The organism is Methanobacterium alcaliphilum (genome assembly GCF_023227715.1).
Lineage (GTDB): Archaea > Methanobacteriota > Methanobacteria > Methanobacteriales > Methanobacteriaceae > Methanobacterium_E > Methanobacterium_E alcaliphilum.
Genome location: NZ_JALKIF010000003.1, coordinates 170,295 through 197,271, shown reverse-complemented (window position 1 = coordinate 197,271; position 26,977 = coordinate 170,295). Strand labels below are relative to the sequence as shown.

Genomic DNA, 26,977 nt, shown 5'->3' with positions numbered 1-26,977 from the left:
CATACGAGATTAGCTGCAGTCTCGTGGGCTCGGAGATGTGTATAAGAGACAGTTTGTGGGCTAAGTGGATATAATTTTTCAAGATAAACCAATACAAAAGTTAAGTTAGTATTTTCAAAAAAATTAATTTTGCTGTGTTAAAAGATAAAATAACCAATCTTTTGGCTTATTTTGATTATATAAATAAACTTAGAATAATATACGATGATTTAAGAAAATTCTACTTAAACAGAAACCATGTTATTAAATATGAAAAAACGTCAAATAAAATTTTAATTTAGTAAATAAAATTCCATTATTTATAAAAAATTAAAGAATCAAAATTAAAGAATCAATATAACAACAATGATTATGCTTTCAGGGATTAAATAGTTGAAACGTGGAGGGGAATAAATGGAAAAAACCAGATTATTCTTAGAAAAAATGGGAATTAAAGGAAATTATGGGCTCATTGAGTCTCAAAAGAGATTTGATGATGGTGCGCAGTACCGTTTTGAAGTTCCAGGCATTCAAAAACCGGGAGCCCTTCATTCATTAATTGATGCTATGGATGAATTTGAAGTTAATGTGCACAGAGTAACTCAAACTAAAGGAATAATGTTGCTAACTGATAGTGAAATCGAAGATATGAATCAAATGGCCATTGATGCTCAAATGGAACTTTTTTTAAGTGTAGGTCCTCGTGCTACATATGATACCAGCGCATCTGCCCAAACAAAGGAAGGAGCAAGAATTGGATATCGTCTCAGGGGATATGATAATTTAATTTATGCCATTGAAGATGTTAAAAGAGCAGTTAATCTGGGTGTAAGGGGTATTGTGATATATGACGAAGGCCTCCTCTGGGTCTTAAATAAAATGAGGCTTGAAGGAGAACTACCTGAAAATGTTCATTTTAAAATTTCTGCACATACTGGCCATGGTAATCCTGCATCTGCTCAACTCTTAGAACAATTAGGAGCTAATTCATTTAATCCCGTACGGGATTTGCAAATAAATATGATTTCAGCAATAAGACAATCCCTGGATATTTCCATTGATCTCCACACTGAAAATCCTAAATCTTCTGGAGGTTTCATTCGACATTACGAAGCTCCAGATATTATTAAAGTAGCTGCCCCAGTTTATCTTAAAACAGGCGGCGCGGTTGCAGGGCATCATGGGTGGGACACTACTGAGGTTCAGGCCGGTGAAAGGATTAAACAGGTTTATTTAGTCCAATCTATGATTAATCGTTATTATCCCGATGCTAAGATTTCAAAGAGATAATTAGAGACATGATTTATTTGAGAAAATAACTCCCCATAAAAATAATAAATTGTAATGTTTAAAAATCTTAAAAACTCAAATATTCCTCTAATCATTATTCTTAGGTTTTATTATCATAATTTTAGGATATTTCTTTATAATATTCACCATAATTTTATTTAAACTACTATATTTTCTTATATTTATAATGTATTCAACTTAGTTAAAATAATTAATAAATAGATATTTATTAGATGGTTTGATATTATGATTTGTTATGCTAAATTGTTAATTTTGAATGCAATAGTGGTTACTATTATTAAATGTCATTTTAATGATTTATAAACATTTTAACGATATTTGGAGAATTATTATGGATATTATTAATTTAGTACAGGAGGCTGTCATCGAGGCCAGCACAACATATCGGTCTGACCAGATAGACGCATATGAAACTGCATTGAAAAAAGAAGTAAATGAGAACTCGGCATGGATACTTAATCTTCTTTTAAAAAATGCTAAAATTGCCAGAAAAGAAAAAAGACCCCTCTGTGATGATACTGGTATTCCTCATATAATTATAGAAATAGGGAATGATACATCCATACCGCCTGGATTTTTTGAAAATATTGAAGAAGGAATAAAATCCGGGCTTCAAAATCTTCCGGCACGGCCAATGGCAGTTAAAGGTGATGATATTTGTCGCATTGAACAAAGTCAAGGTTTATATGAGGACCCTGGAAATCTCATTGCACCGTCATTTATATTAGATAAGCACGAGGGGTGCGGGATAAAAATCCATGTATTGATGTTAGGTGGTGGGCCAGAGATAAGGGCAAGTACTTATAGATTTTTCCATAAGCGGGATAATCGAAAAGTATTTAATGAAGTGATAACATGGATGAAATCAGAGGTCCCAATGTTGGGGTGCACTCCATGTATTCCTGCAATAGGCATTGGTAGAACTCATTTTGAAGCTACATCATTAATGTTAAAAGCAATGGCCTATGGAAATTTAAATAATCAATCATCCATTGAACAAAAAATAACTGATTCTATTAACCAGACACAAATAGGGCCCTTAGGTTTGGGGGGAAACTTTACTGCACTAGGATCATTTGTCAATGTGGGTCCTCAAAGGGCCAGTGGAGTTAGAATTGTATCTATGCGCCCTTGTTGCTGCGTAGAACCCCGAAGGGCGACAATAGAGTTGCCATCTAATTTTGAGGTGTGATCATGGCAATCGGAAGAGAAACACTAGAGAATGTATTCAAGGTAACCAATCCTAAATGGCGAACATCGATAACTAAAGTTGAACCTAATCAGATTGTAACCCGTGGATATTCTCAAGAAGACCTCATTGGTAACATATCTTTTTCTGAAATGGTTTATTTGTTATTAAAAGGTGAAATGCCTACTAAAAAAGAATCGAAATTATTAAGTGCTGTTCTTGTTTCATTCTGTGATCATGGTGTAACTCCACCTAGTACTCAAGCTGCAAGGTTAATTGCTTCAGCAGGATCTCCCGTTCATGCATGTATTGCAGGAGGTTTACTTGCATTTGGTAAAAATCATGCTGGAGCAATTGAAAGGTCAATGAAAGCTTTGCAAGGTGCATTTGATTCAGATTCTCCAGATGATATAAAAATCATTGCTCAAAATCTCGTAAACACCTACTTAAAAAAAGGTAAAAAAATTCCTGGTTTTGGCCATAGATATCATAAGGAAGATCCTAGAGCTAAGAAACTTATTGAAATTGCTCGAAAACATAGTTGTGTAGGGCCTCATACTCAACTGGCAATTGAAATTCAAGATATTTTATCTGATCTGAAAAATGTTTGTATGAATATTGATGGCGCTAATGCTGGTATTTTATCAGATATGGGTTTTGATTGGAGAACTGGGACTGGATTATTTATGATTGGTCGGTTGCCAGGTTTAATATCTCATGTCTATGAGGAAAAGGTGCGTGAACCTGCTTTTCGGAAGTTTTTTGATGGAGATGAAATTTATTATGACGGAGTTGATGAGAGAAAAATTTCTTATATAAATTTTGAAGAATAAATTGATTGAACAATTTTCGCATGATTATTTTATAGTAATATTTGTTTATAATGGTATTATTCTGGCGATTGTTAATAAAAATCAATAAAAACACTAAATAATTGATAATAATAAATCATGATAAAAAATCAAATAGTAAAAGATAAATATACTCGTAAATAGACTTTGCTATACCATGGTGGTTCAAATGATAACGATATCGGAAGCTATTACTACGATAAAGAAAGCAGAAAACGATGCTGATAAGCTAATAGAAGATTCAAAAATAAAATCATCTGAAATGATTGATGAAGCCAAGGCAAAATCCATGGAAATGATGGAAACGGCTAAGAAAGAAGCTCAAGAAGAAGCTGAAAGTACTATTTTTGATGCAGAAACAAATGCAAAAAAAGAAGCCCTCCATATATCTAACCAGGCCAAAGGAGATGTAGAAGAAATTAAAAGCAAATCCAGTGGTAAGGTTGCCGAGGCAGCGAATATTATTGTTAAAAATATTTTGTAGTGTGTGAGTACCATGTTCTTACCAGCGAGGATGCGTAAACTGAAAATAATAACGTTGGATCAGTACGCCGATTCCGCTGTTCGTTCTTTACACGAGGAGGGGATCGTACAGATTCATGATATATCTGAACGTATTCAACAAGACGCTGAGTGGGCTCAAATTCTAAAACCTTCAAAAGTAACTCCACAAACTGGTAAAATAGCTTCTCTTTTAATGAAGACCTCGGGGATTGCAGACTTTTTAAGTACTATGGGTGCTGAAGATACAGGGCTCAAAGATATGATAAAAGGTTTTATCAACCCATCGGTATTTGATAAAAAAGAAGTTGAAGACCTGGACTCAGAAGCTCTAATTGAAAGAGCAGAATCATTACTGGGTGAAGTAGAGTCGCAAACTAAGGTTTTGGAAGATAAGCTAGCTGGTTTTGATTCTGAAAAAACAGAAATCGAAGCTGCACTGAGTGTCTCGGAGAAACTAATTAATTTTGATGTTGACTTTGCAGATTTAGAAAATTCTAAATATATTTCTGTATTGGCAGGTAAAATGCCTCTGGAACAATTTGATAAATTCCAGAAAGCTGCATCTGATTCCACTGATGAATTAGTGGTATTTGATACAGATGCTGATGCTAAAACAGAAAAAATAATCATGGTCATAACCTTAAACAAGCATGGTGATGAGATAGCCGGAATTCTAAGGAAAATGGAATTCGAAAGATTTGAAATATCCGGATTATCTGGTAAACCAAAAGATTTAATTGTTAATTCTAAAAATAGACTGGATAACATTGCCCATGAGCGAAAATCTGTTGTTACAGAACTGCGTGAAGTAGCTCGCAAATGGGAAGATGAATTACTGGTCTTAAAAGAACAATTAGAAATTGAAAAAGAGAGGAATGAGGTATTTGCTTCGTTTGGTGAAACCAAAAAAACAGTGATGTTTGAAGCCTGGGTTCCTGTTAAAAAACAGGAAAAAGCTTTAGAAGTCATTGAAAAATCTACTAAAGGTCATGCTGTAGTGGATTCTGAAGAACCAGATACTGATGAGGTACCTATAGTTCAGGATAACCCTCGGTTTGCAAAACCTTATGAAAACTTTGTAGAGATGTATTCTCCTCTTAAATACAATGAAATTGACCCAACAATATTCATGGCGATTATATTTCCGTTTTTCTTCGGTTTTTGTCTAACTGATGCGGGTTATGGTATTATTGATGCATTAATTGGAGTTGTATTATACCTTGGACTTGGTAAAGTAAATAAGTTCATGAGAGACTTTGGAATTATTTTAATTGCCTGTGGTGCATGGGCATTTATTTTGGGAATGGCAACCAATGGTTTTGTTGGAGACATGTTCCCGTCACTATTTAATCTTAGTTTACCTACAGTAATTCCTGCAATAGATGCATTTAAAAATCCTGCTAATATCCTAATAATGGCTTTAGTGGTCGGTGTTTTACACATAAACTTCGGTTTAGTATTAGGTGCTATTAATAACATTAGAATGGGGGATATGAGCTCTGCTCTGGGTACCCAGATAGTGTGGTTAATATTAGAAGCAGGTATTGTTCTCTATTTATTAGGAGGAATATTTGTAGGAGGACCAGTTGTATTAATTGCACTGGCTATGCTTTTATATTTCAATGGACTGTTTGGTCTTATGGATGTTTCTGGATTCCTGGGTAACTTACTATCTTATGCCCGGCTTCTAGCTCTGTGTTTATCCACAGGGGGAATAGCCATGACTGTGAATATATTAACTGGTTTGAGTATAGAAATGATACCGATTATTGGAATCATTTTAGCACCAATAATATTTGTTGGAGGCCACATTGCAAACTTGGCTTTCCAAAGTTTAGGTGCATTTATTAATTCACTTCGTTTGCATTATGTAGAATTCTTTGCCCAATTTTATATGGGTGGTAAAACAAAATTTGAGGCTTTTCGTGCTGAAAGAAGCTTTACGAAAGTAAGGAGGTAAAAATATGGTTGAAGTAGCTTTAGGAACAGCTTTAGCAGCAATAGGTGCTGGTGTAGCAGTGGGATTTGCTGGTTTAGGATCAGGATTAGGACAAGGTATTGCAGCAGCAGGAAGTGTAGGTGCTGTAGCAGAGGACACAGACATGTTTGCTCGGGGTATTATTTTCTCCGCGTTACCTGAAACTCAGGCTATTTACGGTTTCTTGATTGCAATATTGTTATTAGTATTCTCTGGATTACTTGGTGGTGGAGAAGGCCTTGCTGTAACTTCTGGATTAGTGGCAGTAGGTGCTGGTGCAGCAATTGGATTTGCTGGTTTAGGATCCGGTATGGGTCAAGGTATTACAGCTGCATCCTCTGTTGGTTCTGTTGTTGAAGATCCAGACATGTTTGCTCGGGGTATTATTTTCTCCGCGTTACCTGAAACTCAGGCTATTTACGGTTTCTTGATTGCCATATTACTCATGGTATTCGGCGGAATCCTGGGATAGGAGGAATAATTAATGAGCTCTGGGGCAGATAAAATTGTCTCCAGTATATTGTCCGATGCTCAAAGAGAAGCTGATGAAATTATCCAAAAAGCCGAAAGTGAGGCCGCATCTATTTTAGATGACGGCCAACAAAAGGCACTGGTGGAAAAGGAAAAAATATTGGAAGATGCTAAAAAGCAGTCCAGTATGAAATATCAGCAAATTATCTCTGAATCTAAAATGAATGCACGCAGGGCACAACTGGAGGCTAGAGAAGAACTAATAGAAGAAGCATTTAAAGAGGCAATGGAAGAACTTAAAAAGATTGCCGATACTTCTTCTGATGAATATAAACAATCTTTAGCTGAAATTATTAAAGAAGCCGCAGTAGAAATAGGCGGCGGAGATTTGACAGTTCACATCAAATCTGAAGATGTAGATAAGATAAAGGACTCCCTCGGTAAAATCCAATCTGATGTGGAATCATCTACGGGTGCATCAACTACACTAGAAATTGGTGAAAATGTTGAAACTATCGGAGGAGCTGTATTAAAAACTAAAAACGGACAAATCGAGGTTAATAATACCATCGAGGCCAGAATGTTAAGGTTCAAGAAAAACCTACGTTCAGAGGTTGCCAAGGTTCTATTTAATTAATAGGGGAGAAAGAATATGGCTGAAAGCATTACTACCATAGTAACTTCACTGGGATTCCCCTCAATAGAATCATTCATTGGACTTTTACTCCTGGCAGGAGCAATAATCGGTGCAATTGTAGTTATTGTTACAATACGTCCGGTATTAGATATGTTCCCCTATGCATATCCCAATGCAAGAGTAAGGGCTAGAATCGGCCGTTTATTCACAGAAAAACAAATTTCTGAGATTATTGAAACTGATGATGTTGAAGAACTCAAAAACTATCTGAGAGGATTTCCAGAATATGCTAAATTTGTGGATCAATATCCCTTAGAAAAAGCATTGGACACTCAACTTGCTGAAACTTATGATTTAATAGCGCGGATAGCTCCTGGTGACATCAAAGACGTTTTCAAAGTACAACTTCAAAAATGGGATATTCGGAATATTAAAAGTATGCTCACTGCTAAAGAAGTAGGTCTAAATGCTGAACAAACTGCCAATCTTTTAATTCCTTTCGGGGAATTAAGTGAAAATATGGAACGTTTAGCAGATGCTAATACGGTTACTGATGTCATTACTGGTTTAGAAGGCACTGATTATGCTTCAATATTGGAAGATGCATTACCTGCCTATGAAAAAACAGGGATGATTTTACCATTAGAAGCTGCTTTAGATAAGTATTATTTAGAAAATTTATTAAGAGCCGCCGCTAATCCTGCTGATGAAAATAGCAGTATTTTACATTCTTACTTTGGATCTAAGGTGGATGTTGCTAATCTAAAGCTAATACTCCGTTCTAAAGCAGATGGTCTTAAATATGATGATATCAGTGATTACATGATATCTGATGGTTATCAAATAAGAGATTGGAAATTAAAAGACTTGATGGAATCTGAAGATGTAAGTGGAGTGATTAGTGGTTTAGAAGGCACTGATTATGCCCCTAGGCTGGCAGATGCTCTCTCAGATTACAATGCTACTGGTTCCATAGCACCTTTTGAAAAAGCTCTTGATGCATACTTAACAAAAATGGCAAAAACATTATCCCTTAAAAAACCATTTGGTGTAGGTCCAATGATTGGATTTTTAAGCCGAAAAGAAGTTGAAATCCGGAATTTAAAAGTTATAGCCCGGGGAAAAAGGGAAGCTGGTTTTCCTGTTTCTATGATTAAGGAGATGTTAGTATGAAATCATCTATTGCAGTTGTTGCTGATGTTGACACAGTAACTGGATTTAAGCTGGGCGGTATAAAAGAAGGATATGTTGTTGAAACGCCTGAAGAGGCTGAAACAACTCTTCGAAATTTAATAAAGGAACAAATTTCCATTATTATAACCACAGAAAAAATAGGTGACGAGTTAAGAGACGTTATTGAAGGATTCACTAAATCAAGTGCATTACCCATGATAATTGAAATTCCAGATAAATCAGGCCCGTCTGAAAGGGCCGTTGACCCGATGAGGGATCTTATCAAGCGAGTAATTGGGGTTGAGATGGTAAAATGATTACTGAAGGAAAAATAATTAAAATCGCGGGTCCTGTTATCATCGCAGACGGGATGAGAGGAACCCAAATGTATGAAATGGTTAAGGTCGGTAACGACAAGCTCATTGGAGAAATTATCGAGCTCGAAGGCGACACTGCAACCATTCAGGTTTATGAAGAAACTGCAGGTATGCAACCTGGAGAAGTAGTAGAAAGTACTGGAGGGCCATTATCTGTAGAACTAGGTCCTGGTATTATTGGTTCTATTTTTGACGGAATCCAGAGACCTCTGGTAAATATTAAAATGCTCACCGGTGACTACATTGAAAGAGGAGTAGATGTTCCATCACTTTCAAAAGATAAAAAATGGAAATTCTCTCCACTTGCTCAGGCTGGCCAAAAGGTTCAAGGTGGAGATGTCATTGGGGAAGTTCAGGAAACTTCATCCGTAGTCCAAAAGATTATGGTCCCACCAACACTATCTGGAACCTTAAAATCCATTGTAGCTGATGGTGAATATACTGTGGTGGAAGACATCGCAGAAATTGAAACTGATTCTGGAGTAGAAAAAGTTCAGATGATGCAAAAATGGCCTGTAAGAAAAGGACGGCCATACAAAGCAAAACTTGACCCGGATATACCATTAGTAACTGGCCAAAGAGCTCAAGATACTTTCTTCCCTGTAGCTAAGGGTGGAACTGCTGCAATCCCAGGACCATTTGGATCTGGAAAAACTGTTACCCAACAACAATTAGCTAAATGGGCTGACGCAGACATTATTGTTTATGTTGGTTGTGGTGAGAGAGGAAATGAGATGACTGAGGTACTTAAAGAGTTCCCAGAACTGGAAGACCCAAAAACTGGTAAACCTCTCATGGACAGAACAGTACTAATTGCTAACACTTCAAACATGCCGGTAGCAGCAAGGGAAGCTTGTGTATATACTGGTATTACCATTGCAGAATATTTCCGTGATCAAGGATATGATGTGGCATTAATGGCTGATTCCACTTCTAGATGGGCAGAAGCTATGAGGGAAATTTCTGGTCGACTTGAAGAAATGCCTGGTGAAGAAGGATATCCTGCATACTTAGCCTCAAGATTAGCTCAATTCTATGAACGAGCTGGTCGAGTAACCACTGTAGGAACTGAAGAAAAAGTTTCCTCTGTTTCTGTTGTAGGTGCAGTATCTCCTCCAGGAGGGGATTTATCTGAACCAGTTACTCAAAACACCCTTAGAATATGTAAAGTATTCTGGGCTTTGGATGCATCTTTAGCAGATAAACGTCACTTTCCATCCATTGACTGGCTACAAAGTTACTCATTATATGTTGACAGTGTCCAGGGCTGGTGGGCTGGAAGTGTAGGAGACGAATGGAGAGCTACCCGGGATGAAGCTATGGTTCTTTTACAGAAAGAATCTGAACTTCAAGAGATTGTGCAATTAGTAGGGCCAGATGCATTACCTGACCGGGAAAGAATCACTTTAGAAACCACCCGTATGATTAGGGAGGACTTCCTGCAGCAAAACGCTTACCATGAAGTAGACACCTATTGTCCACCAAATAAACAATTCCAAATGCTGAAAACTATTATATTGTACCAGCATCAAGCAACTGCTGCTTTAGAGAGAGGGGCTCCTTCTGCCGATATCATCAATGTTCCAGTTAAAGAAGAAATTGGACGTATGAAATACATTCCTGAAGAAGAATTCGAGACAAAAGTCAAGGAAATTCAGGATGAAATTATCAAACAATGTGGTGAGGTGTAAAAATGAACTCAAATATAAAAACTCGGGAATACACCACAGTTACTGAAGTAGCCGGTCCTTTAATGATGGTTGAAGGAGTAGAAGGTGTAGCTTACAATGAAATCGTTGAAATCGAAACACCTACTGGTGAACACCGAAGAGGACAGGTTCTAGAAGTTAAAGAAGATCTGGCTGTTGTACAGGTTTTTGAAGGAACCAGTGACTTGAACACTGCTACTACTAAAATTAGATTCACTGGAGAAACCGCAAAAATTGGGGTTTCTTTGGATATGATGGGTCGTATTTTCAATGGTACTGGTAAACCTATAGATGGTGGGCCAGAAATCATACCTGAAAAAGAACTGGACATCAATGGTAACCCTATGAACCCTTCTGCCAGAGAATTCCCTGCAGAATTCATTGAAACAGGTATATCCACTATTGATGGAATGAATACTCTGGTAAGAGGACAAAAATTACCTATATTCTCAGGATCTGGTTTACCTCACAATGAACTTGCAGCTCAAATCTCAAGACAAGCTAAAGTATTATCTAAAGATGAAGAAGGTGGAGACTTTGCAGTAATATTCGCAGCTATGAGTATTACTCACGAAGAAGCAAACTACTTTATGAGAGATTTCGAGAGAACTGGTGCGCTAGAAAAGGTTACAGTATTCATGAACCTTGCAGATGACCCTGCAATTGAAAGGATTATTACTCCTCGTATGGCATTAACCACCGCAGAATATTTAGCTTTCGAGCATGACATGCACGTACTGGTTATATTAACTGATTTAACTAACTACTGTGAAGCATTACGGGAGATTTCTGCAGCACGTGAAGAAGTACCTGGAAGAAGAGGTTATCCTGGATACATGTACACTGATTTAGCCAGTTTATATGAACGGGCTGGGCGTATAGTTGGAAAAGAAGGATCTATTACTCAGATGCCAATTCTTGTTATGCCTCAAGACGATATTACTCACCCAATTCCAGATCTAACTGGTTACATTACCGAAGGACAAATCGTACTCTCAAGGGACTTACACCGTAAAGGTATTTACCCTCCAGTAGATGTGCTTCCATCACTATCTCGGTTAATGAGTGGGGGTATTGGAGAAGGACAAACTAGGGAAGACCACAGTGGAGTTTCTGATCAGCTTTATTCTGCATATGCAGAAGGTCGTGACTTGAGAGATTTAATGGCAGTAGTGGGAGAAGAAGCACTCACTGAAAGGGATCAAAAGTTCCTGAAGTTTGCTGATGAATTTGAAAAACAATTCATTACTCAGACTCGTGACGAAGACAGATCCATTCAAGAAACTCTTGATTTAGGTTGGGAACTTCTAAGTTTACTACCTCGTGCAGAACTCAAAAGGGTTAGGGAAGAGCACATACCTAAGTACCTTCCTAATTACGAAGAATGAACCCTTCTCTATTTTTTTAGAGGGATAAAATGGCACAAGAAATGATTGAAGGGATTAACCCTACAAGGATGGAACTCCTTAAATTAAAAGAAAGAGAAAAGCTTGCAGTTAAAGGTTACAGCCTTTTAAAGGAAAAGCGAAATGCTCTGATTATGGAGTTCTTCAACATCTTAGAAAGGGTGAAAGGGTCCCGTGAAAATGTGGAAGAAAAGCTCAAAGAAGCTTTTGAAGATTTAACTGCAGCTCAAGTCATTATGGGTGACTTAGCAGTTAATAAAGCTGCCATGTCAGTAAAAGAATCTATTGAAGTAGATATAGATTCTCGAAGTGTAATGGGTGTAGTAGTACCAGTAATTGATGCTAAATCTACTGAAAGAACTGTGGTTGATAGGGGCTACAGTTTTGCTGACACTTCTGTTAAACTGGATGAAGCAGCTAAGAAGTTTGAAGAGTCCATTGCCCTCATCATTGAACTGGGAGAGATAGAAAAAACAATTATCCTCTTAGCAGGTGAGATTGAGTCTACTAAAAGGCGGGTTAATGCATTGGAACATATTATCATTCCGAAGCTGGAAAACACCGTCAAATATATTGAAATGAGACTCGAAGAAATGGAAAGGGAAAACTTCGTGCGTTTAAAAATGATTAAAAAATCCATGGAGATGGAGTAATGGTTAGAATATTAACCAGACTAGGTGAAGTCAAAAAAGAGATGGAACAATATGAGTCAGAATTAGTTGATTTTAATATTGGAACCATTTCTGGCAACCTCCGAGCAATCATTGCGGATGAGGATATAGATATTAAATCTGGGGATGTTACACCAATTAAAATAAACAAGATTTCTATTCCAGGTAACCACATTATCTATATGTGTGCATATGCTGCTCACCATTTAGGCCACCCTATTGCTGTTGGTGAAGAAACACATTTACCAATATCTATGGATCGCCATGCAGATTACACTACATTTGTGGCAGCAAATGATGGAACTGTAAAAAAAGATGATCTTTTAGGAGTCGTTATTATACTTCCAATAAGTCTTACCCATAAATAAGACTTATTTTAACTTGACTCCTGTTTTTTATTTTCATTACTAACTTTTTTAAAAATATTAGAAAAATATATGAGGAATTATTCTTTTTAAATATATTTGATATGTATGATCAATAGTTATTGCCTAATAATGATTTTATAGAGCTATAAACGTCCACCATTATTTCTTCAATTTGCTCAATTAGATCATCAACATTAACCTTCATATCGCGGTACCCTTCAATTTTAGAGTTTCTTTCTTTTTCGAGATTTTTCATGGCCTTTGCACGACGGCGAGCAGGTGAACTAGTTCCCCCTTTCAGCATTTTCTTCATTTTAGAAGATTTTTCAAAATTTGTAGAGGAAAACTCTTCGCGTATAAATGTTCTCTTATTTAAGTAATCCACTTCAACAGACCTAATATCTCTTTCTAATCTAGATTGTATGTCTTTAAGAATTTCTCTTCGTTCATGTAAAGTTAATAAAGTTTTTCTAGATTCAGAAATTGATGAAGTTTCTATTTCTATGTCAACCGTACTTATAATTAATTTTTCATAATCATCGATATCCATGGACCAAACCCCCATGGTCAATTTAATGCTATTTGAATTTGGATGTTTATTACATCCTCTTCTATTTTGCATGTACTATTCATGTCTTTGTTTTCACGTTCCATATCCCGTATTTTATAAAATACATTGGTTAATGATATGGTATTAAAAGTACCAGTTAAGTTCTCAGGCTTTGATGAAATTAAAAAAATGGAAACACTTCCATCATTGATCTGAACATTGTAATTAATGGCATTTAAATAGATGGTATCTGAAATTCTTAAAAGAAGCTTAATGTATTTAATAGGGAGTTTACTTTGACTGATAATTTCTTTTATTTTGTCATTCTCCCGGCACTGCTCAATATTAATATCCATAGGTACCACCAATATTTAGTCTAAGATTTATGCCATATAAAATTAATTAATGGATAATAATTTAAACAAATTTGTTATGTGGTGTATAATACTTAATTAATGTCAACGTAATTCATAGTAATGAAAAATAATTTGGATCGATCTAGTCGCTTATTAAAAAAGCAAGTGGTAAATTTAAATAGACACATTCCTCGCCAAAGGAAGTTCTTAGCTGATCTTTTAAAAGATGAACGGCCTCATGTGGTGGGTGCTGATGGTAATAGACATAGATTTAAATCTATTGAACTTGAAAGATTGTCTAAAATCATCCCAATTGGGGATCACAATAAATTGAAATTGCCTATTTATATTGAACTGGATTCTAACGATTCGGGAGCTCGTATTTCTGGAAAAATGGAGGCTGCAATTGTTTGTGAAATTTTAGAAAAGGGTGAAGATTCCATGGAACTATTTTTATATGGGAATGAAATAAAGAAATTAAGAAATGAACTTCCAACTACAACTCAATATATTTTTTTAGTAAGGTAATATTATTAATGAGGTGATGGGATGAGTAAAGATCCTATAAAAGATTACATGAAAGACCCTGATCGAAGGGCTAAAATTTTCCTTATGTTAACTGGAGGGATGATTTTATCAACAATACTGATAACTGTAGGGACCATTATATTCATATTAATGCTTTTAGGCATCATATAGTCTAATTATTTAAAATATCATTTTTAATGATATTTGAACTCCGTGGGCTTTAATTTTTACTTGACATTATTGTTCTTTTTCTATTGATAATCCGGAATATGCATTATTTTTTAAAATAAACTATTATTATTATTATTAATATTAGATCTTTTAAATTATTTTAAACCGTTAATATTAATAAATGAGATTAATAGATCACATTTAACTTAAAAAAGAGAGTTTATAATATTAATCAAGTTTTAAAAATCATAAGAATAGAGAAGTGTTCGTAAGTACAGGAACCACCAGATCAAAGACAAAACCAAACTTTCTTTTTCGCGTTTGTAAAATCTGCTCACTCTGATTTGTCTTTAAAATTAGGGTAAGTTATTTATCTACTTTAATGGAACCAAATTTTTCTTCACTTTATTTATCAAATCATTTGTCTTTTTAATAACTTCAGCAGGTGTTTTACCACAATTAAGCAGGGTTACGATTGGTTCTCCTTTTTCAATAATCGCGCTTTTTAAAGGCAAGTCATATACTCCTTTAAAATTAACTTCGCCCACCATGCATCGCTGTGGGGCATATAAAATTTTTTTAATTGCAAATTGTTCAGGTTCATTAATTTTCATTAATTTACCATTACAGGCATTTATATGAGCTTCCATTAAATTAATACCTAATGATGCTTCAGCACATTCAAATGTTCCCTGTATACGGGGATTTACTTCAACAATGTGGATTTCATCATCTTTTATAATCATGTCCACACCATTGGAACCTATCAATGATAGTTCTTCTACCACATTGCAGGCAATTTTTTTCATATTTTCTGCATCTCCCGGATACGGAGTTATATTGCCACAGTAAATAAACTCACTACCCGGCCCAGAACAACCTTCTCCTATGATTTGTCTGCTTGAAATCAATGGCTTGGCTTCTTTCCCAGTTGAAAGAATTGAAGCACTTACATTTTCCCCAGATATAAATTCCTGTAAAATGAATTCTTCAGAAAAAGAAACATTTTCATATAATATTTCGTCCAGTTTTTTAATCCCATAACCACCAGATCCTTTGATTGGTTTTATCAGGAACTCTTTTTCAGGGTATTGCTGGTTGATTTCATGGGCTTCATCAATATCAGATAAGAGAAATGTTTCAGGAACATTGAATTTTTTTTTTAATTTTTTATGGAGTTGAAACTTGTTTTCAATATTCTCAATTTTAATGTTGCCTAAAATTTTTGAAGATGAGAAATTTTCTGGTGAAATACCTGTATATGTTATAATATGGTCTACTTCATCTATCCACTCGACACACAAACTTTTCAAATCTGCTTCACTATATGAATGTGCGAAATATCCACACGAATTATTGGGTTTTTGATGTAAAATATGCTTTTCCTTATAGTAACAATTGAAATCTTTAGTTGCAAAGTAACTGGCAGAATATATTATGTAACCCAGTTTCTGAGCAGAACAGGATAATGGCCTGGTGTTTACACCTAAAATGAGTAGTTTTTCCATAAAATTACCATGAATACTTTATTCGTGAAATTATTCAATAATTGAACTGATTATATAATTAATATTAAATTTAAATAATATTTTAAAGTTTTGCTAGTTTAAAATTAATATATATCATAAAATAAATTTATAGGCTAATTTTTGTTAAATAGATAAAAATAAGGATAGTCCCGAGCGGAGTCGAACCGCCGTCGCCGGGTCCAAAGCCCAGCAGGATTACCACTACCCCACGGGACTATTCGGGATTTTTGGTAAAAGTGCCTGCTTAAATGAGGCAATCTTAACGTTTAACAGATATACTATTTAAAGTTATCGGATGTAATCAAAAAATAATATTTTTTATTCAATAAAACCTAGAAACTACCCCATATTTATAAAATAAGGTGATTCATATACTTCAAAATAGAAATTATAATAAACAGGATTATTAAATTATTTTAAGGAGGATTATCATGAATTTATTCTTTGTTGTAGGTGGACCAATACTACTTGTTTTAGCAATATTACTTTTCATTACAGGTAACAAATTGCCTGTTGAATCCAGAAAACCAAGTTATTTATCCGCGGGACTTTGTGGATTAATTGGAATAGTGGCTCTTTATTTAGGTTTAGTATAATTTATTTGTAATAATGGTTTGATTATTTCTAACAAAAATCAGATTTTTTAATTAATTGGACAAATAAATCTTCAAACTTTATATAATCTCCAAACATATTATTATAATGCCTTCTGAAAAAGATCAAGTTGATGAGAATATTGTTTTATTAAAACAAAACTTTAAATCCATTGCTGATATCACGGTTTCTTTTGAAAGATATGACATTATTTTATATGATTATAATGAACTGGAGGAAATAAATCGGTTCATTAAAGAAGAAACAGATATCAAATCATGGACTACCTTAAAAACTAGAATCGGTCATGATTATGATTTAGAAATGGAATAATCTGTTTTTCATTATTTTATAATCCTAAAAATAGGAATACATTCCTTATAAGATCCATTCCTAATAAAGCAGTTAAAGAGAAATAAGCTGTAGTCACTGTTACCAGCCCATATCCAGTTAGAATAAGATAACCATCACATTCTAAGGATCCTAAGGCCAGAAAAAGTATTCCGTATGCTGGTAAAAAATCAGTTAGGGGAATTGGTAAAGGCAGTGTTAGGAGTAATGAACAAAATGCCATTAAAATAGCGTTAAACACATCCATTTTTTTCCCAAAACTTAAAAAAACAAATCTGGGTTTAATATATTTTTCTATACGCTTTAAAACCCTTACTATCCCATTTAAAACGTTATTAATATTTTCTTTAGAAATTTTATAAGTTAAGGCCCTTTTTGGAAGTAGTATTCTCTTATTGGAGATTATACTTAAACTTATCAAGAATATGGCTAAACCAAATGGAATGCTGCTACCTGGGATGGACATGGGCAATAAAAAAGGAGCAGTTAAAATTATACATGAAAATAGCTGACCTTCTTCGCCTATAGTATCTAAAAATTGTTCTAAACTCATTCCTTCTTTGGGGGTGTGGGATGCAATTTGGGATATTCGCCAGGAAAATGATCTACCACAACTAGTTTGTTCTCGCACAAGCTTTGCCTCAATAATTTAATGATCTAAATTCTATTTGGAAGTTATATTATATAACTGGCGATTTATAATCAAACCGTTAATGTGCTTATTTTTTTTATTTTATCTATACCCTTTGGTGCAGAAATTAATCTATTAACTTTATTTGCTATTTATAATGAAAAAAATAAAGGAGTGATAGCTTACCTTCAATACAACTGAAATTATTCGGAATTTTTTCAATTTTTTTTATTTGATCTGCTGTGTTTGATTAAAATTTATTTAAATTATACAATTTTTAATGATACTGAAAATAATAACTTTAATGTATATCAATCTATAATTATAATTTAGTTAATTAGAAATGATATTTCATTAAATTGAGTTGATTATTATGGCAAAAGAAATACAACAATTAGTAGTGGGAATGACCCGAGATGGTGACATAGTCGTTAAAAGTGGAAGGGGCAGAATGTATTCTGTTAAAAAAGCGGCAGACTTGGAATTCACTTGTGAAGATTTATTCAAAGATGTTGAAAAGGAGTTATATGCTACCATAGATACTGAAGCTGAAACATGGGAATGTATCTCCATTGAATAAATTAATTATTATCCGCCCTTTTATTTTTTCTTAATGTGAATATTAACAGTTTATCACTTGATCTATTTTCCCAATTTTCAATTTAGCATCCTTTAATTATTATGTTAAAAAGCCTATCTTTTATCAGAATCCTTGAAAATGTCTCTTTTTATCCAGTTAGATGTATCCATTACAATATCATAGATAATTTTTGAAAGTTTTATACTATCTGAAACTTTTATATTTGCAATATGCCCGCCTAAATAATGTGTTGAAATAAGAATGCCTTTGTTTTCAAGCCCATAATATATTCTGCTGTTAGATTTTTGGTAATCTTTTATTAGATTTTCCATAACCTGGTTTATTCTTTCCTGAGCGTCTTTTGATAATATGTAATCGCAAGTATCCATCAAAAATGCTACTCTAGAAAATTTCGCTCTTCTATCAATATAGATTAGGGGAACATTTTTTAGCAATGCTTTTCTAAAAAACATGTTTTCTTGGGACGTATATTTAACAATAGGAATATCTCTTTTTATTTTTTTAATAGTTCCACTCCATACGCTTTAAAATGATATTTAATTCAACAAGACGCATATGCTATAAAATTAATTTTTATTATTTATTATAAAATATATAATACTATTCATCTAAACATAATTTAATCATTAAAATCCTGAAAAATCTCCCCATGTGGAAAAGTGTAACTGGTTTGAAAACACATCTTTACTAATATTTCCCTGAAAAATATTAAAAATAATATTCGTAAAACTACACTATAACGAAGTAATTTATTTTTTTAGAAAAATTTTAAATCATAATTAATTCATGAGGCGCACGTTATAAAAAATAGATATTGTATAAAAGTCATGTTTTCTAAAACAAATACCTCTTGTTTTTATTGCCCGCTTTTATCATGCTTTTTCTAATTATATTTATTAACAACTTTCTTGGCTAAAATTTATATTTCCAGAGTTAATTTTTTTATAAAATATAAAATACTAATTATTAATTAAAATACTTTTTAAGGGGAGTAATTCTTAATGAATAAACCAAAATTGATAACAATAATAGGATTATTAATTTTAATAATAATAGTATCCGGTTGTATTTATCCCTCTACAAGCAAAGTAACAGTGGGAAACAGCACTTTTCAACTCACAGGTGACTGGCATTATAGTTTAAATAGAAATGATACAGATGACACAAGAATAATTATAGATTCCGGAAAAAAAAGTATAATTGTACAGCAATACCAGGATATAACTAGCTATCAAAGAACTAGTATAAATGCTAAAATAAATAAAACCATAAATGGTACAAGCTGTAAATGCATAGAAGACCCACCAATAGCAATTTGGTTTGAAAAAAATGGCAAATATTACAGCATAGATTATATACCTGATAATCATGATGTGGCTCCATCAAATGGTACTCAAGCCAGACCCTATTTTGAAGAAATAATAAGCACTATAAAATAAAAAAGAATTGAATAAAAAAATCAACAATTATGGGCTGTTATCATCAATTAATTTTTCAATTTTCAATGCCCTTAAAACCTTTTTTATGCTGCTTCGAGTGCCTAGTATTCTACCTATCATAGTACCTAATGTAACGGAGATAACCAGATCGAATAATGGAGTGCCTTGAACCCAGTATCCAAAATATTTTGATTTATTTATTACGAAAATCAAGTAAAAAACCAGGATAACTGCTCCGATGCCGTCCATGTGACTTACAATAATGTTTTCGTCGTCATCCCAACTCAAGACATACATTCGACTTACAAAAATCCCAATAACCCATCCTATAATAATCCCAATTATGGCCAATGGAATATTAAAATGGCCCTGAATCAATTCGTATATTATTAAAATTGAAATAAGGATGATTATGGCTATGTAAATTCGTAGGCGTTTAATAATTCGCGTCTCTAGAATTGAGGATTCTGATTTTTCTTTTTGGTTTTCCATTTTTTCCCGCTTTTTATTATTTTAATAGAATGCAAAAAGCACTCCCTTTCTCCACTTATTTTGGATCTAAGTCATTATTAACTTTTTTTTAGAATATCTTCTTCTCTTAAAACACTTATACCGGTATTCTCACCAACTACTTCTACTTGTACTACCCAATCAGGGTTTTTTTCATTAATACTTAAATTTAATTTATCACTTAATTCGTCAGATATATGTTTTATAAGGTTTTCTTTTGATTCAATGTATTTCTTACCCCTCAAATCACATCTAACTGTAATTGTTTCGCCATGATCTAATTTTGAACCGGTAAGCTGCATAGTTTTTTCTAGAATATTAGATAAACGAGTTCTAGTAACTGTTTCCATTGGCACCACTTTTGATATAACTGTGGTTGGAGCATTTTTTAGTATTTGGACAACTTCTTTGGGGTCTATGTTTAAATCAATTAAAATGACGTTAGGAAATTTTGTTTCTTTAAAATTCAAATTTGATTCTTTATTTTGAAGTGCGAGTTCTATTTCTTCCATTCCCAGAACTTCTTCTCCTGTATTTTCTCCTTTTTGACCCTGGAGAGTAATTAACAAATTAAAATTTTCTGTTGGCTGCATGAGCCCACCCCCGGTATAGTTTAATATAATATTATGATGTTGAATACTATTAAATTTTTATGAGAAATGTTTCCATTTAAATCGTTATAAAAGTTTATCTTAGAAAAAAGACCCTGAAATTCGTTTTTAGGTCGTTCTTGATAAAAAATTATTTAAGTTTTCTAAACAACTATATTCTATAAAAAAAGTTTAATTTATTAGTTGATTTAGATTTATTGGTTAAGGGGAACTCCATATGAAAATTGCCCAATTATTAATTTTCATGTTTGTCTTTTTTATCGCCGGGTCTGCTGTAGGGATATTTTTATTTCAAGACCATGATTCTGCATCAAAAAGTCAAAATGCACTGGTAGAAACCAAAGTTAATCAAAATTTTTCACTGAAAATAAATCAATCGGCTAAGATTAAATCTGAAAATGTCACTATAACCCTTTTGAATGTAAGTGAAGATTCCCGATGCCCTCAAGGAGGTACATGTATCGGGCCGGGGCAAGTAAAAGTTAAATTGAAATTTTCAAAGAATGGAAAAATCAGGAAATTTACTTTAATTAGTCCGGCGTCTGTTAAAAAACTTAATCAAAAAAAGTTAGGCAAGTACCAAATTAAATTGAGGTCTGTTAAACCTTACCCTCAAGTGGATAAGACCTATAAATTAGAGGAATATGAAGTGAATATGATAATAATAAATTAATTTTTATTGATTCATATTTGGAAAATTTTAAAGAAAAAAATTTAATAAAATATATTAGTTTATTCTTCTTTTTTCTTAATTATACTAGCCCTATCACTGAGTTTAGCATTGGGATCAGTTAAACCAACCATTTCATCAGGAATATCGTCTAATTCAGACCCATACTTGATTTTATCAGTAACTGTTTTTTCGTGACGTATAAATGTTCCAACATAAACATCAAATCCAAATGGTAGATGAGGTGCACTGGCGGTTTTTATTTCATCAATAACTTCTTCATCTTCAATTTCTAATAGCACACGACCAGTTTTGATTTGTAAATCGATTTCTTGACCTTTAACAGTAATCATTCTACGATCAGGATGTCCTAATTCGGCAGGGGGAAGCCTTTGACCTTGCAATACTATCCTTTTAATTCCATCGATTTTATCTAGGTCTCTCAATAAATTTTCAGTGGTATCTGCACTTAAAATTCTATTAGGAAATATTTGAATGTCCATTTTTTCACCTGTTATCTATTATAAAAATATTATTCAAAATTTTGATATGATAAACTAATTTGGTTTATTTAAGATATATTAATCTACTCATATATTATTATACTAAAACAAATCTTAATCTTATTATTTTCATGGTAATGAAATATTATTAGAGGGGATGTAAACTCCAATATTGCAAAAAATTATAAATCATGGTGCAAATTAAGACAATAAAAACTAAATTTTCGCTATTGTGTCAAAAAGGAAATAATCCATCCCATTTTATCAAAAACACTTTTTTAAGTTATAAACAATTCCTTCGTTCATAATTAAAAACCATTATTGCCTGTGAATTATTCTTTGTCAAAAAGATTTGTAACATCTTTTAATTTTTCTTTTATGGGAATCAGTTGAGGACATATATTATTACATTCTCCACACTCATCGCACATAGATGCTCTCTGATCCTCCCTAAGCAGAGTAAAATACTGCATTCTAGGCCCTGTTGGATCATTAAATATGTGGGCGTTGTTTAGCATATTGAAGTTTTTAGGGATATCCACTCCCTTGGGACAGGGCATACAATAACCACAGAATGTACAATCCACTATTATTTTTTCTTTATATTCCATTTTAACTTCTTTTATTATTTCTTTATCATTAATACTTAAAGAATTAGGATATCCTGTAGAAGCAAGCTCAATATTTTCCTGTACTTGTTCCAGAGTGGACATTCCACTCAAAACTACATCTACTTCTTCAAAGTCCCACAGATACCTTAAACTCCATTCCAGAGGGCTTTTAGGTTCATCAGCAAGATCCCAAATTTCTTTTACTTCCTCGGGGATATTTCTTACCAGGGATCCACCTCTTAATGGTTCCATAATTATTGTACCAATACCATTAGAAGATGCATGTTTTAGACCTTCAAGACCCGCTTGATAGTATTCGTCCATAAAATTCATTTGTATCTGGGTCACATCCCAGTTATATGCATCAATTATCTCCAGAAATAAATCTATCTCCCCGTGGAAAGAAAAACCAGCATATTTAATTTTTTCATCTGCTAAAGCAGAATCTAAAAATTCTAAAACATTATTTTTCATTAAATTTTCCCAGTAATCTGGTTTTAGGGAATGCAGCAAGTAAAAATCGATCTGATCTGTTTTTAAATTTTCCATCTGTTTTTCAAGATAATAATCCATATCCGACGGATTTTTTATTAACCAGCTGGGCATTTTGGTGGAGATGTTAATTTTTTCAAGGTATTGGGGATGGTCTTTAAAAAAATCACCTAAAAATACTTCACTTTGCCCATTATGGTATGGATAAGCAGTATCAATATAGTTTAATCCATTATCTAGAGCATATTTTAGCATTTCATAAGCAGATTTTTGGTTAATTTGTTCGCTGTCCTTTTCAGTTGGTAAACGCATAGCCCCAAAGCCTAAAATAGATACATCAATATCAGTCGAACCTAATTTTCTATAAAGCACTTATTTCACCTTTAGTTAATATGATGTAAATAGAGGTCAAGATATGTTAATTAAAAATTTTTTTATCAAAAAACTAGATAACTGTTTATATTCATAAAATAAAAGGTTATTTGTTATTATTTAATTTTAAATAAAGATTACAGTTTTCTATCCACGAACAATCTCCACAGATATCTTTTAATTTTAAAAAATCGATCTTTTCATGCAGCAATTTTAAAAGATGATTGTAGGAATATGTATTGTTGTCATGAATTCCAAGATATTCTATAACCTTTTGGTCCATGGCTGTAATTCTTTTATCAGAATCTTTTGATTCGTGGCATTGCCCTTTTTTTGAGTGTGGACAATATAAGCAGATATCATCTGTGCTTTTAATGGTTTCAACTACAATAGAATGATTTGTTTCTAAATAATCAATTATTTCAGTCATATTATGAACAAAATCTTCACTGTAGCCATATCCTTTAAAACCTTGGATACAAAGAATATGGTGAGCTCTGATACGTATTGTACCAGAAAACTCTTTTGATGTATTTTTCATTAATTATTCATTCCTAATTCTTCATTTACTGTTCTTTAGGCAGTAATGCTTTGGTTAAAGCGGAAGCTCCAACAATTTTTAGTGCATCACCAATTAAGAATGGAATTACTCCCATCGCAAGTAAGGTCCATATTTCCGGAAAGTTTCCCTGAGTAGAATATAAGTAAAAACTTAATACAATTAATCCGGGAACATAAATCAGGACAAAACTGGCAAAAGTCATTAAACCCAGCATGGGAGTGAAATTTCGGGATTGGTTGTATTTATCTGAAAAATATCCTAAAAACAAGGATGCTAGTATAAACCCAATAAGATATCCGCCACTTGCACCTAGGAGTATATCCAGACCACCAGTCATTTGTGCAAACCATGGAACTCCTAAAAGTCCTATTGTGACATAAATCAGCATACTCAATCCGCCCCAGCGCCTTCCAAGAAGTACTCCTGAAATTAAAACTGCAAAAGTTTGAGCAGTAATTGGAACTGGAGTCCAGGGTAATGGAATAATAATTTGGGCCATTATGCCAGTTATACAGGCCATGAAGAAAGCCATAACTGCTTTATAAGCTATTGATTGATCGTTTCTCCATTTAAATAAATCGTAACGTTTTTTATAGTAGTTATTTAAAGTTACATTCACTCAAAGTCCTCCAAAAACTTAGTACTTGAATTCAAGCGAGATAATATATTAAAAATATTTTAGAAACAGGAAGTCCTTTACTTCCCTAAATACTTAGTTTTCAATATTATAAAAAGTTTTTTAGCAGAATCATGAATATTACTCATATTCTAAATTTTCAATTCTTTCTACATATTTATTAATTTTGAATTTACGCCTCAGCCCATTAGCATTCATGTACCTTACTTTACCAAAAATAGCTCTTTCTTTCCAGGCACGATCGTGTTTACCAAAACACCATGCTACTCCTGCATAACCATTAGGATCTCGTCCATCTAATTCATATTTGTTATTAATGTATAAAGCTATGTCATAAGCTTTTCGAGGATCATCAACCCATTCAAGGATCTTTTTACCCCAGTACATACGCATATAGCCATGCATTTTTCCAGTGATTATCACTTCTTTTTGAGCGGCATTCCAGTAGGGGTCATGTGTTTGAGCATACTCCAGTTCATCTACATTATAGGAATATTCTCTTTTATCATTTCGATGTTCTAAAAGTGTGGTGGCAGCCCAATCGGGAAGACAATCGAAACGGTCATAATGTTCATTATAATGAACAAAATTCATGCTTAGTTCTCTGCGGATTATTAACTCTTCTAAAAATGATTTTAATCCGGGGCTGTTGGTTTTCATCGATTCCAATGCAAGATATAATGGGGAAATCTGTCCAAAATGTAGATAAGGGCTCATATTGGATGCATAATTTTTGCTGGGGTCATTTCTAAAATCAGCAAATTTATCCAGTTTTTCTTCTAAAAATAAATTGAATAAATTAATTGCTTCACTACTTCCACCAGTAAAAATGCTGTTTTTGATTTGATTTTTTATATTCATTTGTTTCATGATTTTGGAGGCATCTTCTAACGGTAATGAATCAAAATCATAGTCTAATGAACTTATCTTAGGGATATGTTCTTTAAGTGGTTGGAGGAAAAATTTTAACTCTCTTTGTATCTTTCGCCTGATGGTTCCTGCGGAATAATCCTCTTTAGGAGATGCAGTTTCAACAGGGACAATAACATTTGTTTCAACTTGAATTAGCGGGCATTGGATATTTTCTGCCACATTATCATACCATTCTTTTTGAATAGATAAATATCCTTTATCAGTAACAGTCAAAACTGCATCATCATATAATTCAATAATGCCCTGGTCTGGTTCCTGATATTTAATAACTATTTGGATGTTCTTCTTTTCCAGATCATAGGCGGTGTTTTTAAGTCCCTCCAATAAAAATCTCATGTGTCGATTATTAGCATCGGGAAAATTAGGTGTAACTCCAAAAAAGACTATAAGTGGCTTTTTAAGTTCATTGGATTTCCTAACAGCAAATTCAAGCGCATGGTTGCAATGGCTTCGAGGTGATGCCTGCATCCAGTAGAGAACATACTCTCCAGAATTAAGAGAATTTTCATTCAAATTAGATATTCTTTCTTCGTGAATCAATTGATCAGAACCCACCTAATACTTTCTAATTCTAATATAATTTCATTAAACGAGTTGGATATTAGTCACAGGCATTAATTTTTCAGGATAAGGTTGAAAAAAGGTTTGATCTTTTAAATAATCTTCATTAAATCGTATAACCCATGCTTTTAAAATATTAAGGCATACTAAAAGAGGCATTACTCCCTGTCTGTACTTTTCCATGGCATCTAGGAAAAACGATTTTTCTTCATGAGTAAGTTTTCCTGAAAAATGACCCAGAACATGCATTAACATATTTATATTAGCTGGTGCTTCGGGTGGTGTTTTCAATGTTTTAGATAATAAATCACCATATGTCTGGAATAAATCATCAGAGGAATAACTCTTTTGATCACCTATTAAACGCCCCATTTTTTGACTTAATATTTGATTGTAAGAGAGAAGCAAATATTTATTTCTGGAGTGAAAATCTATTAAATCTATTAATTTTTCAGATTTTTTTATTTTACGATACTCTGCTAAAGTATAAATTGATGTAAGAAAATTTTCACGAATTTTTAAGTTTCTAAGTCTTCCTTCGTCTTCTACTGGGATGAAAGGGAATTTTTCAAATACTGATACTGAAAAAAGACCTATTCCATCATTATATGGTCTGGAATTCATGGTTTGTGGATAAACTCTAACTGCTTTTATTCCACAGGAAGGAGATTTATTTTTTAATATAAATCCATCAATATTGTTTAAATCATTTAAAAAAGAATCAGAAAATTGTTTCATTTTTTTAGTTAAATTTCTCTGGGTTGAGGGTTGTATTAAATTTATTTCGTCATCTATTTTAACCAGACGTATGGGATCTCTGGGAATACCTAACCCAATTCCTACTTCTGGACAAACGGGATAAAAATTTGCATTTTTTTTAAGATCTTTAACGATTTGGCTGGATATTTTCAATCCATTATATCTGCAAGATTCAAATTCTATGCATTTACTAATAACAAGTTGGGGTGTTTCAAATTTTCTCAAAAAATCCCTTCTACTAAGGTTTATAAATTTATTTTATGGCATTATTAGGGGGTTGCATAATAACCTTATTTAATAATATTCTAATTACTTTTTAATATAAACTCTGTTATATGGCAAAACATTTTATACTGAGCAGAATTAAATTAATTTTTATCAA

At 33.2% G+C, this 26,977-nt stretch carries 33 protein-coding genes and 1 tRNA gene; 20 read left to right on the top strand and 14 right to left on the bottom strand.

Going from position 1 to position 26,977, the window contains the following annotated elements; genetic code table 11:
* Positions 1-393: 393 nt before the first annotated feature.
* The 13 genes from MXE27_RS03410 to MXE27_RS03350 all read left to right on the top strand — a co-directional run bounded on the left by MXE27_RS03410 (position 394) and on the right by MXE27_RS03350 (position 12,624).
* Positions 394-1,269, top strand: coding sequence for a U32 family peptidase (locus tag MXE27_RS03410; RefSeq protein ID WP_248611001.1), 876 nt, complete (start codon positions 394-396; stop codon positions 1,267-1,269).
* A 352-nt stretch (positions 1,270-1,621) separates the two neighbouring features.
* Positions 1,622-2,482 carry a fumarate hydratase gene (locus MXE27_RS03405; protein WP_248611000.1) on the top strand — a complete coding sequence of 287 codons (861 nt, stop codon included), beginning with the start codon at positions 1,622-1,624 and terminating at the stop codon, positions 2,480-2,482.
* Between the two features lie 2 nt (positions 2,483-2,484).
* Positions 2,485-3,312: a citryl-CoA lyase gene (locus MXE27_RS03400; RefSeq protein WP_248610999.1), complete on the top strand. Its 828-nt coding sequence runs from the start codon at positions 2,485-2,487 to the stop codon at positions 3,310-3,312.
* Positions 3,313-3,499: 187 nt separating this feature from the next.
* On the top strand, positions 3,500-3,814 hold the full coding sequence (gene ahaH / locus MXE27_RS03395; RefSeq protein WP_248610998.1) for an ATP synthase archaeal subunit H: 315 nt from the start codon (positions 3,500-3,502) through the stop codon (positions 3,812-3,814).
* A 12-nt stretch (positions 3,815-3,826) separates the two neighbouring features.
* Positions 3,827-5,794, top strand: coding sequence for a V-type ATP synthase subunit I (locus tag MXE27_RS03390; RefSeq protein WP_248610997.1), 1,968 nt, complete (start codon positions 3,827-3,829; stop codon positions 5,792-5,794).
* 4 nt (positions 5,795-5,798) lie between these two features.
* Positions 5,799-6,284 (top strand): V-type ATP synthase subunit K, encoded by a 486-nt coding sequence (locus MXE27_RS03385; protein ID WP_248610996.1) that lies wholly within the window; start codon positions 5,799-5,801, stop codon positions 6,282-6,284.
* Between the two features lie 12 nt (positions 6,285-6,296).
* Positions 6,297-6,920, top strand: coding sequence for a V-type proton ATPase subunit E (locus MXE27_RS03380; protein WP_248610995.1), 624 nt, complete (start codon positions 6,297-6,299; stop codon positions 6,918-6,920).
* 15 nt (positions 6,921-6,935) lie between these two features.
* Positions 6,936-8,093, top strand: a complete 1,158-nt coding sequence (locus MXE27_RS03375; RefSeq protein ID WP_248610994.1) for a V-type ATP synthase subunit C — start codon at positions 6,936-6,938, stop codon at positions 8,091-8,093.
* Complete coding sequence (locus tag MXE27_RS03370) at positions 8,090-8,410, top strand: V-type ATP synthase subunit F (RefSeq protein ID WP_248610993.1); 321 nt, start codon at positions 8,090-8,092, stop codon at positions 8,408-8,410. Before MXE27_RS03375 ends, MXE27_RS03370 begins: the two co-directional genes overlap by 4 nt.
* Positions 8,407-10,161, top strand: coding sequence for an ATP synthase subunit A (locus MXE27_RS03365; RefSeq protein ID WP_248610992.1), 1,755 nt, complete (start codon positions 8,407-8,409; stop codon positions 10,159-10,161). Before MXE27_RS03370 ends, MXE27_RS03365 begins: the two co-directional genes overlap by 4 nt.
* 2 nt (positions 10,162-10,163) lie before the next feature.
* On the top strand, positions 10,164-11,567 hold the full coding sequence (locus MXE27_RS03360; protein WP_248610991.1) for an ATP synthase subunit B: 1,404 nt from the start codon (positions 10,164-10,166) through the stop codon (positions 11,565-11,567).
* Between the two features lie 29 nt (positions 11,568-11,596).
* Entirely contained in the window at positions 11,597-12,238 is a 642-nt protein-coding gene (locus tag MXE27_RS03355) for a V-type ATP synthase subunit D (protein ID WP_248610990.1), read from the top strand.
* Positions 12,238-12,624 (top strand): DUF22 domain-containing protein, encoded by a 387-nt coding sequence (locus MXE27_RS03350; protein ID WP_248610989.1) that lies wholly within the window; start codon positions 12,238-12,240, stop codon positions 12,622-12,624. The genes MXE27_RS03355 and MXE27_RS03350 overlap by 1 nt, the downstream gene beginning before the upstream one ends.
* Positions 12,625-12,733: 109 nt before the next feature.
* On the opposite strand, the gene MXE27_RS03345 is transcribed toward MXE27_RS03350, so the two are convergent.
* Together MXE27_RS03345 and MXE27_RS03340 are read right to left on the bottom strand one after the other, a co-directional pair.
* Positions 12,734-13,174 carry a hypothetical protein gene (locus MXE27_RS03345; protein ID WP_248610988.1) on the bottom strand — a complete coding sequence of 147 codons (441 nt, stop codon included), beginning with the start codon at positions 13,172-13,174 and terminating at the stop codon, positions 12,734-12,736.
* A 17-nt stretch (positions 13,175-13,191) separates the two neighbouring features.
* Positions 13,192-13,530, bottom strand: coding sequence for a hypothetical protein (locus MXE27_RS03340; protein WP_248610987.1), 339 nt, complete (start codon positions 13,528-13,530; stop codon positions 13,192-13,194).
* Between the two features lie 120 nt (positions 13,531-13,650).
* Between MXE27_RS03340 and MXE27_RS03335 the strand changes: the two genes are divergently transcribed.
* Positions 13,651-14,058, top strand: coding sequence for a DUF61 family protein (locus MXE27_RS03335; RefSeq protein ID WP_248610986.1), 408 nt, complete (start codon positions 13,651-13,653; stop codon positions 14,056-14,058).
* 21 nt (positions 14,059-14,079) lie between these two features.
* Positions 14,080-14,229, top strand: a complete 150-nt coding sequence (locus MXE27_RS03330; protein WP_248610985.1) for a hypothetical protein — start codon at positions 14,080-14,082, stop codon at positions 14,227-14,229.
* 374 nt (positions 14,230-14,603) lie between these two features.
* Here MXE27_RS03330 and MXE27_RS03325 read toward each other — a convergent pair whose 3' ends face one another.
* Entirely contained in the window at positions 14,604-15,737 is a 1,134-nt protein-coding gene (locus MXE27_RS03325) for an ATP-grasp domain-containing protein (RefSeq protein WP_248610984.1), read from the bottom strand.
* Between the two features lie 165 nt (positions 15,738-15,902).
* Positions 15,903-15,974: transfer RNA gene (locus tag MXE27_RS03320), tRNA-Gln, on the bottom strand.
* A gap of 215 nt (positions 15,975-16,189) precedes the next feature.
* On the opposite strand from MXE27_RS03320, the gene MXE27_RS03315 reads away from it, so the two are divergent.
* Both MXE27_RS03315 and MXE27_RS03310 read left to right on the top strand, forming a co-directional pair.
* Complete coding sequence (locus tag MXE27_RS03315) at positions 16,190-16,354, top strand: hypothetical protein (protein WP_248610983.1); 165 nt, start codon at positions 16,190-16,192, stop codon at positions 16,352-16,354.
* A gap of 106 nt (positions 16,355-16,460) precedes the next feature.
* A complete protein-coding gene (locus MXE27_RS03310; protein WP_248610982.1) occupies positions 16,461-16,685 on the top strand; it encodes a hypothetical protein in 225 nt (74 codons plus the stop codon).
* A gap of 16 nt (positions 16,686-16,701) precedes the next feature.
* On the opposite strand, the gene MXE27_RS03305 is transcribed toward MXE27_RS03310, so the two are convergent.
* Positions 16,702-17,334 (bottom strand): exopolysaccharide biosynthesis protein, encoded by a 633-nt coding sequence (locus MXE27_RS03305; RefSeq protein WP_248610981.1) that lies wholly within the window; start codon positions 17,332-17,334, stop codon positions 16,702-16,704.
* 373 nt (positions 17,335-17,707) lie between these two features.
* On the opposite strand from MXE27_RS03305, the gene MXE27_RS03300 reads away from it, so the two are divergent.
* Complete coding sequence (locus tag MXE27_RS03300) at positions 17,708-17,914, top strand: hypothetical protein (RefSeq protein ID WP_248610980.1); 207 nt, start codon at positions 17,708-17,710, stop codon at positions 17,912-17,914.
* Between the two features lie 113 nt (positions 17,915-18,027).
* On the opposite strand, the gene MXE27_RS03295 is transcribed toward MXE27_RS03300, so the two are convergent.
* Positions 18,028-18,303, bottom strand: coding sequence for a hypothetical protein (locus MXE27_RS03295; RefSeq protein ID WP_248610979.1), 276 nt, complete (start codon positions 18,301-18,303; stop codon positions 18,028-18,030).
* A 633-nt stretch (positions 18,304-18,936) separates the two neighbouring features.
* On the opposite strand from MXE27_RS03295, the gene MXE27_RS03290 reads away from it, so the two are divergent.
* The gene (locus MXE27_RS03290; RefSeq protein WP_248610978.1) at positions 18,937-19,374 is read left to right on the top strand and encodes a hypothetical protein; all 438 of its coding nucleotides are present in this window, start codon (positions 18,937-18,939) and stop codon (positions 19,372-19,374) included.
* A gap of 27 nt (positions 19,375-19,401) precedes the next feature.
* Here the strand turns inward: MXE27_RS03290 and MXE27_RS03285 are convergent, their stop codons facing one another.
* Positions 19,402-19,866: a hypothetical protein gene (locus tag MXE27_RS03285; RefSeq protein WP_248610977.1), complete on the bottom strand. Its 465-nt coding sequence runs from the start codon at positions 19,864-19,866 to the stop codon at positions 19,402-19,404.
* 77 nt (positions 19,867-19,943) lie between these two features.
* Positions 19,944-20,477 (bottom strand): THUMP domain-containing protein, encoded by a 534-nt coding sequence (locus MXE27_RS03280; protein ID WP_248610976.1) that lies wholly within the window; start codon positions 20,475-20,477, stop codon positions 19,944-19,946.
* Positions 20,478-20,712: 235 nt separating this feature from the next.
* On the opposite strand from MXE27_RS03280, the gene MXE27_RS03275 reads away from it, so the two are divergent.
* Positions 20,713-21,168, top strand: a complete 456-nt coding sequence (locus tag MXE27_RS03275) for a hypothetical protein (protein WP_248610975.1) — start codon at positions 20,713-20,715, stop codon at positions 21,166-21,168.
* Between the two features lie 59 nt (positions 21,169-21,227).
* Here the strand turns inward: MXE27_RS03275 and mcrD are convergent, their stop codons facing one another.
* The 6 genes from mcrD to MXE27_RS03245 all read right to left on the bottom strand — a co-directional run bounded on the left by mcrD (position 21,228) and on the right by MXE27_RS03245 (position 26,820).
* Positions 21,228-21,668 (bottom strand): methyl-coenzyme M reductase operon protein D, encoded by a 441-nt coding sequence (gene mcrD / locus MXE27_RS03270; protein ID WP_248610974.1) that lies wholly within the window; start codon positions 21,666-21,668, stop codon positions 21,228-21,230.
* A gap of 332 nt (positions 21,669-22,000) precedes the next feature.
* Positions 22,001-23,143, bottom strand: coding sequence for an aldo/keto reductase (locus MXE27_RS11980; protein ID WP_248610973.1), 1,143 nt, complete (start codon positions 23,141-23,143; stop codon positions 22,001-22,003).
* Positions 23,144-23,249: 106 nt separating this feature from the next.
* Entirely contained in the window at positions 23,250-23,684 is a 435-nt protein-coding gene (locus MXE27_RS03260; protein WP_248610972.1) for a DUF1284 domain-containing protein, read from the bottom strand.
* Between the two features lie 25 nt (positions 23,685-23,709).
* Positions 23,710-24,324 carry a biotin transporter BioY gene (locus tag MXE27_RS03255; protein WP_248610971.1) on the bottom strand — a complete coding sequence of 205 codons (615 nt, stop codon included), beginning with the start codon at positions 24,322-24,324 and terminating at the stop codon, positions 23,710-23,712.
* Positions 24,325-24,462: 138 nt separating this feature from the next.
* Positions 24,463-25,815: a deoxyribodipyrimidine photo-lyase gene (locus MXE27_RS03250; RefSeq protein WP_248610970.1), complete on the bottom strand. Its 1,353-nt coding sequence runs from the start codon at positions 25,813-25,815 to the stop codon at positions 24,463-24,465.
* A 45-nt stretch (positions 25,816-25,860) separates the two neighbouring features.
* The gene (locus MXE27_RS03245; RefSeq protein ID WP_248610969.1) at positions 25,861-26,820 is read right to left on the bottom strand and encodes a YbgA family protein; all 960 of its coding nucleotides are present in this window, start codon (positions 26,818-26,820) and stop codon (positions 25,861-25,863) included.
* Positions 26,821-26,977 lie beyond the last annotated feature (157 nt).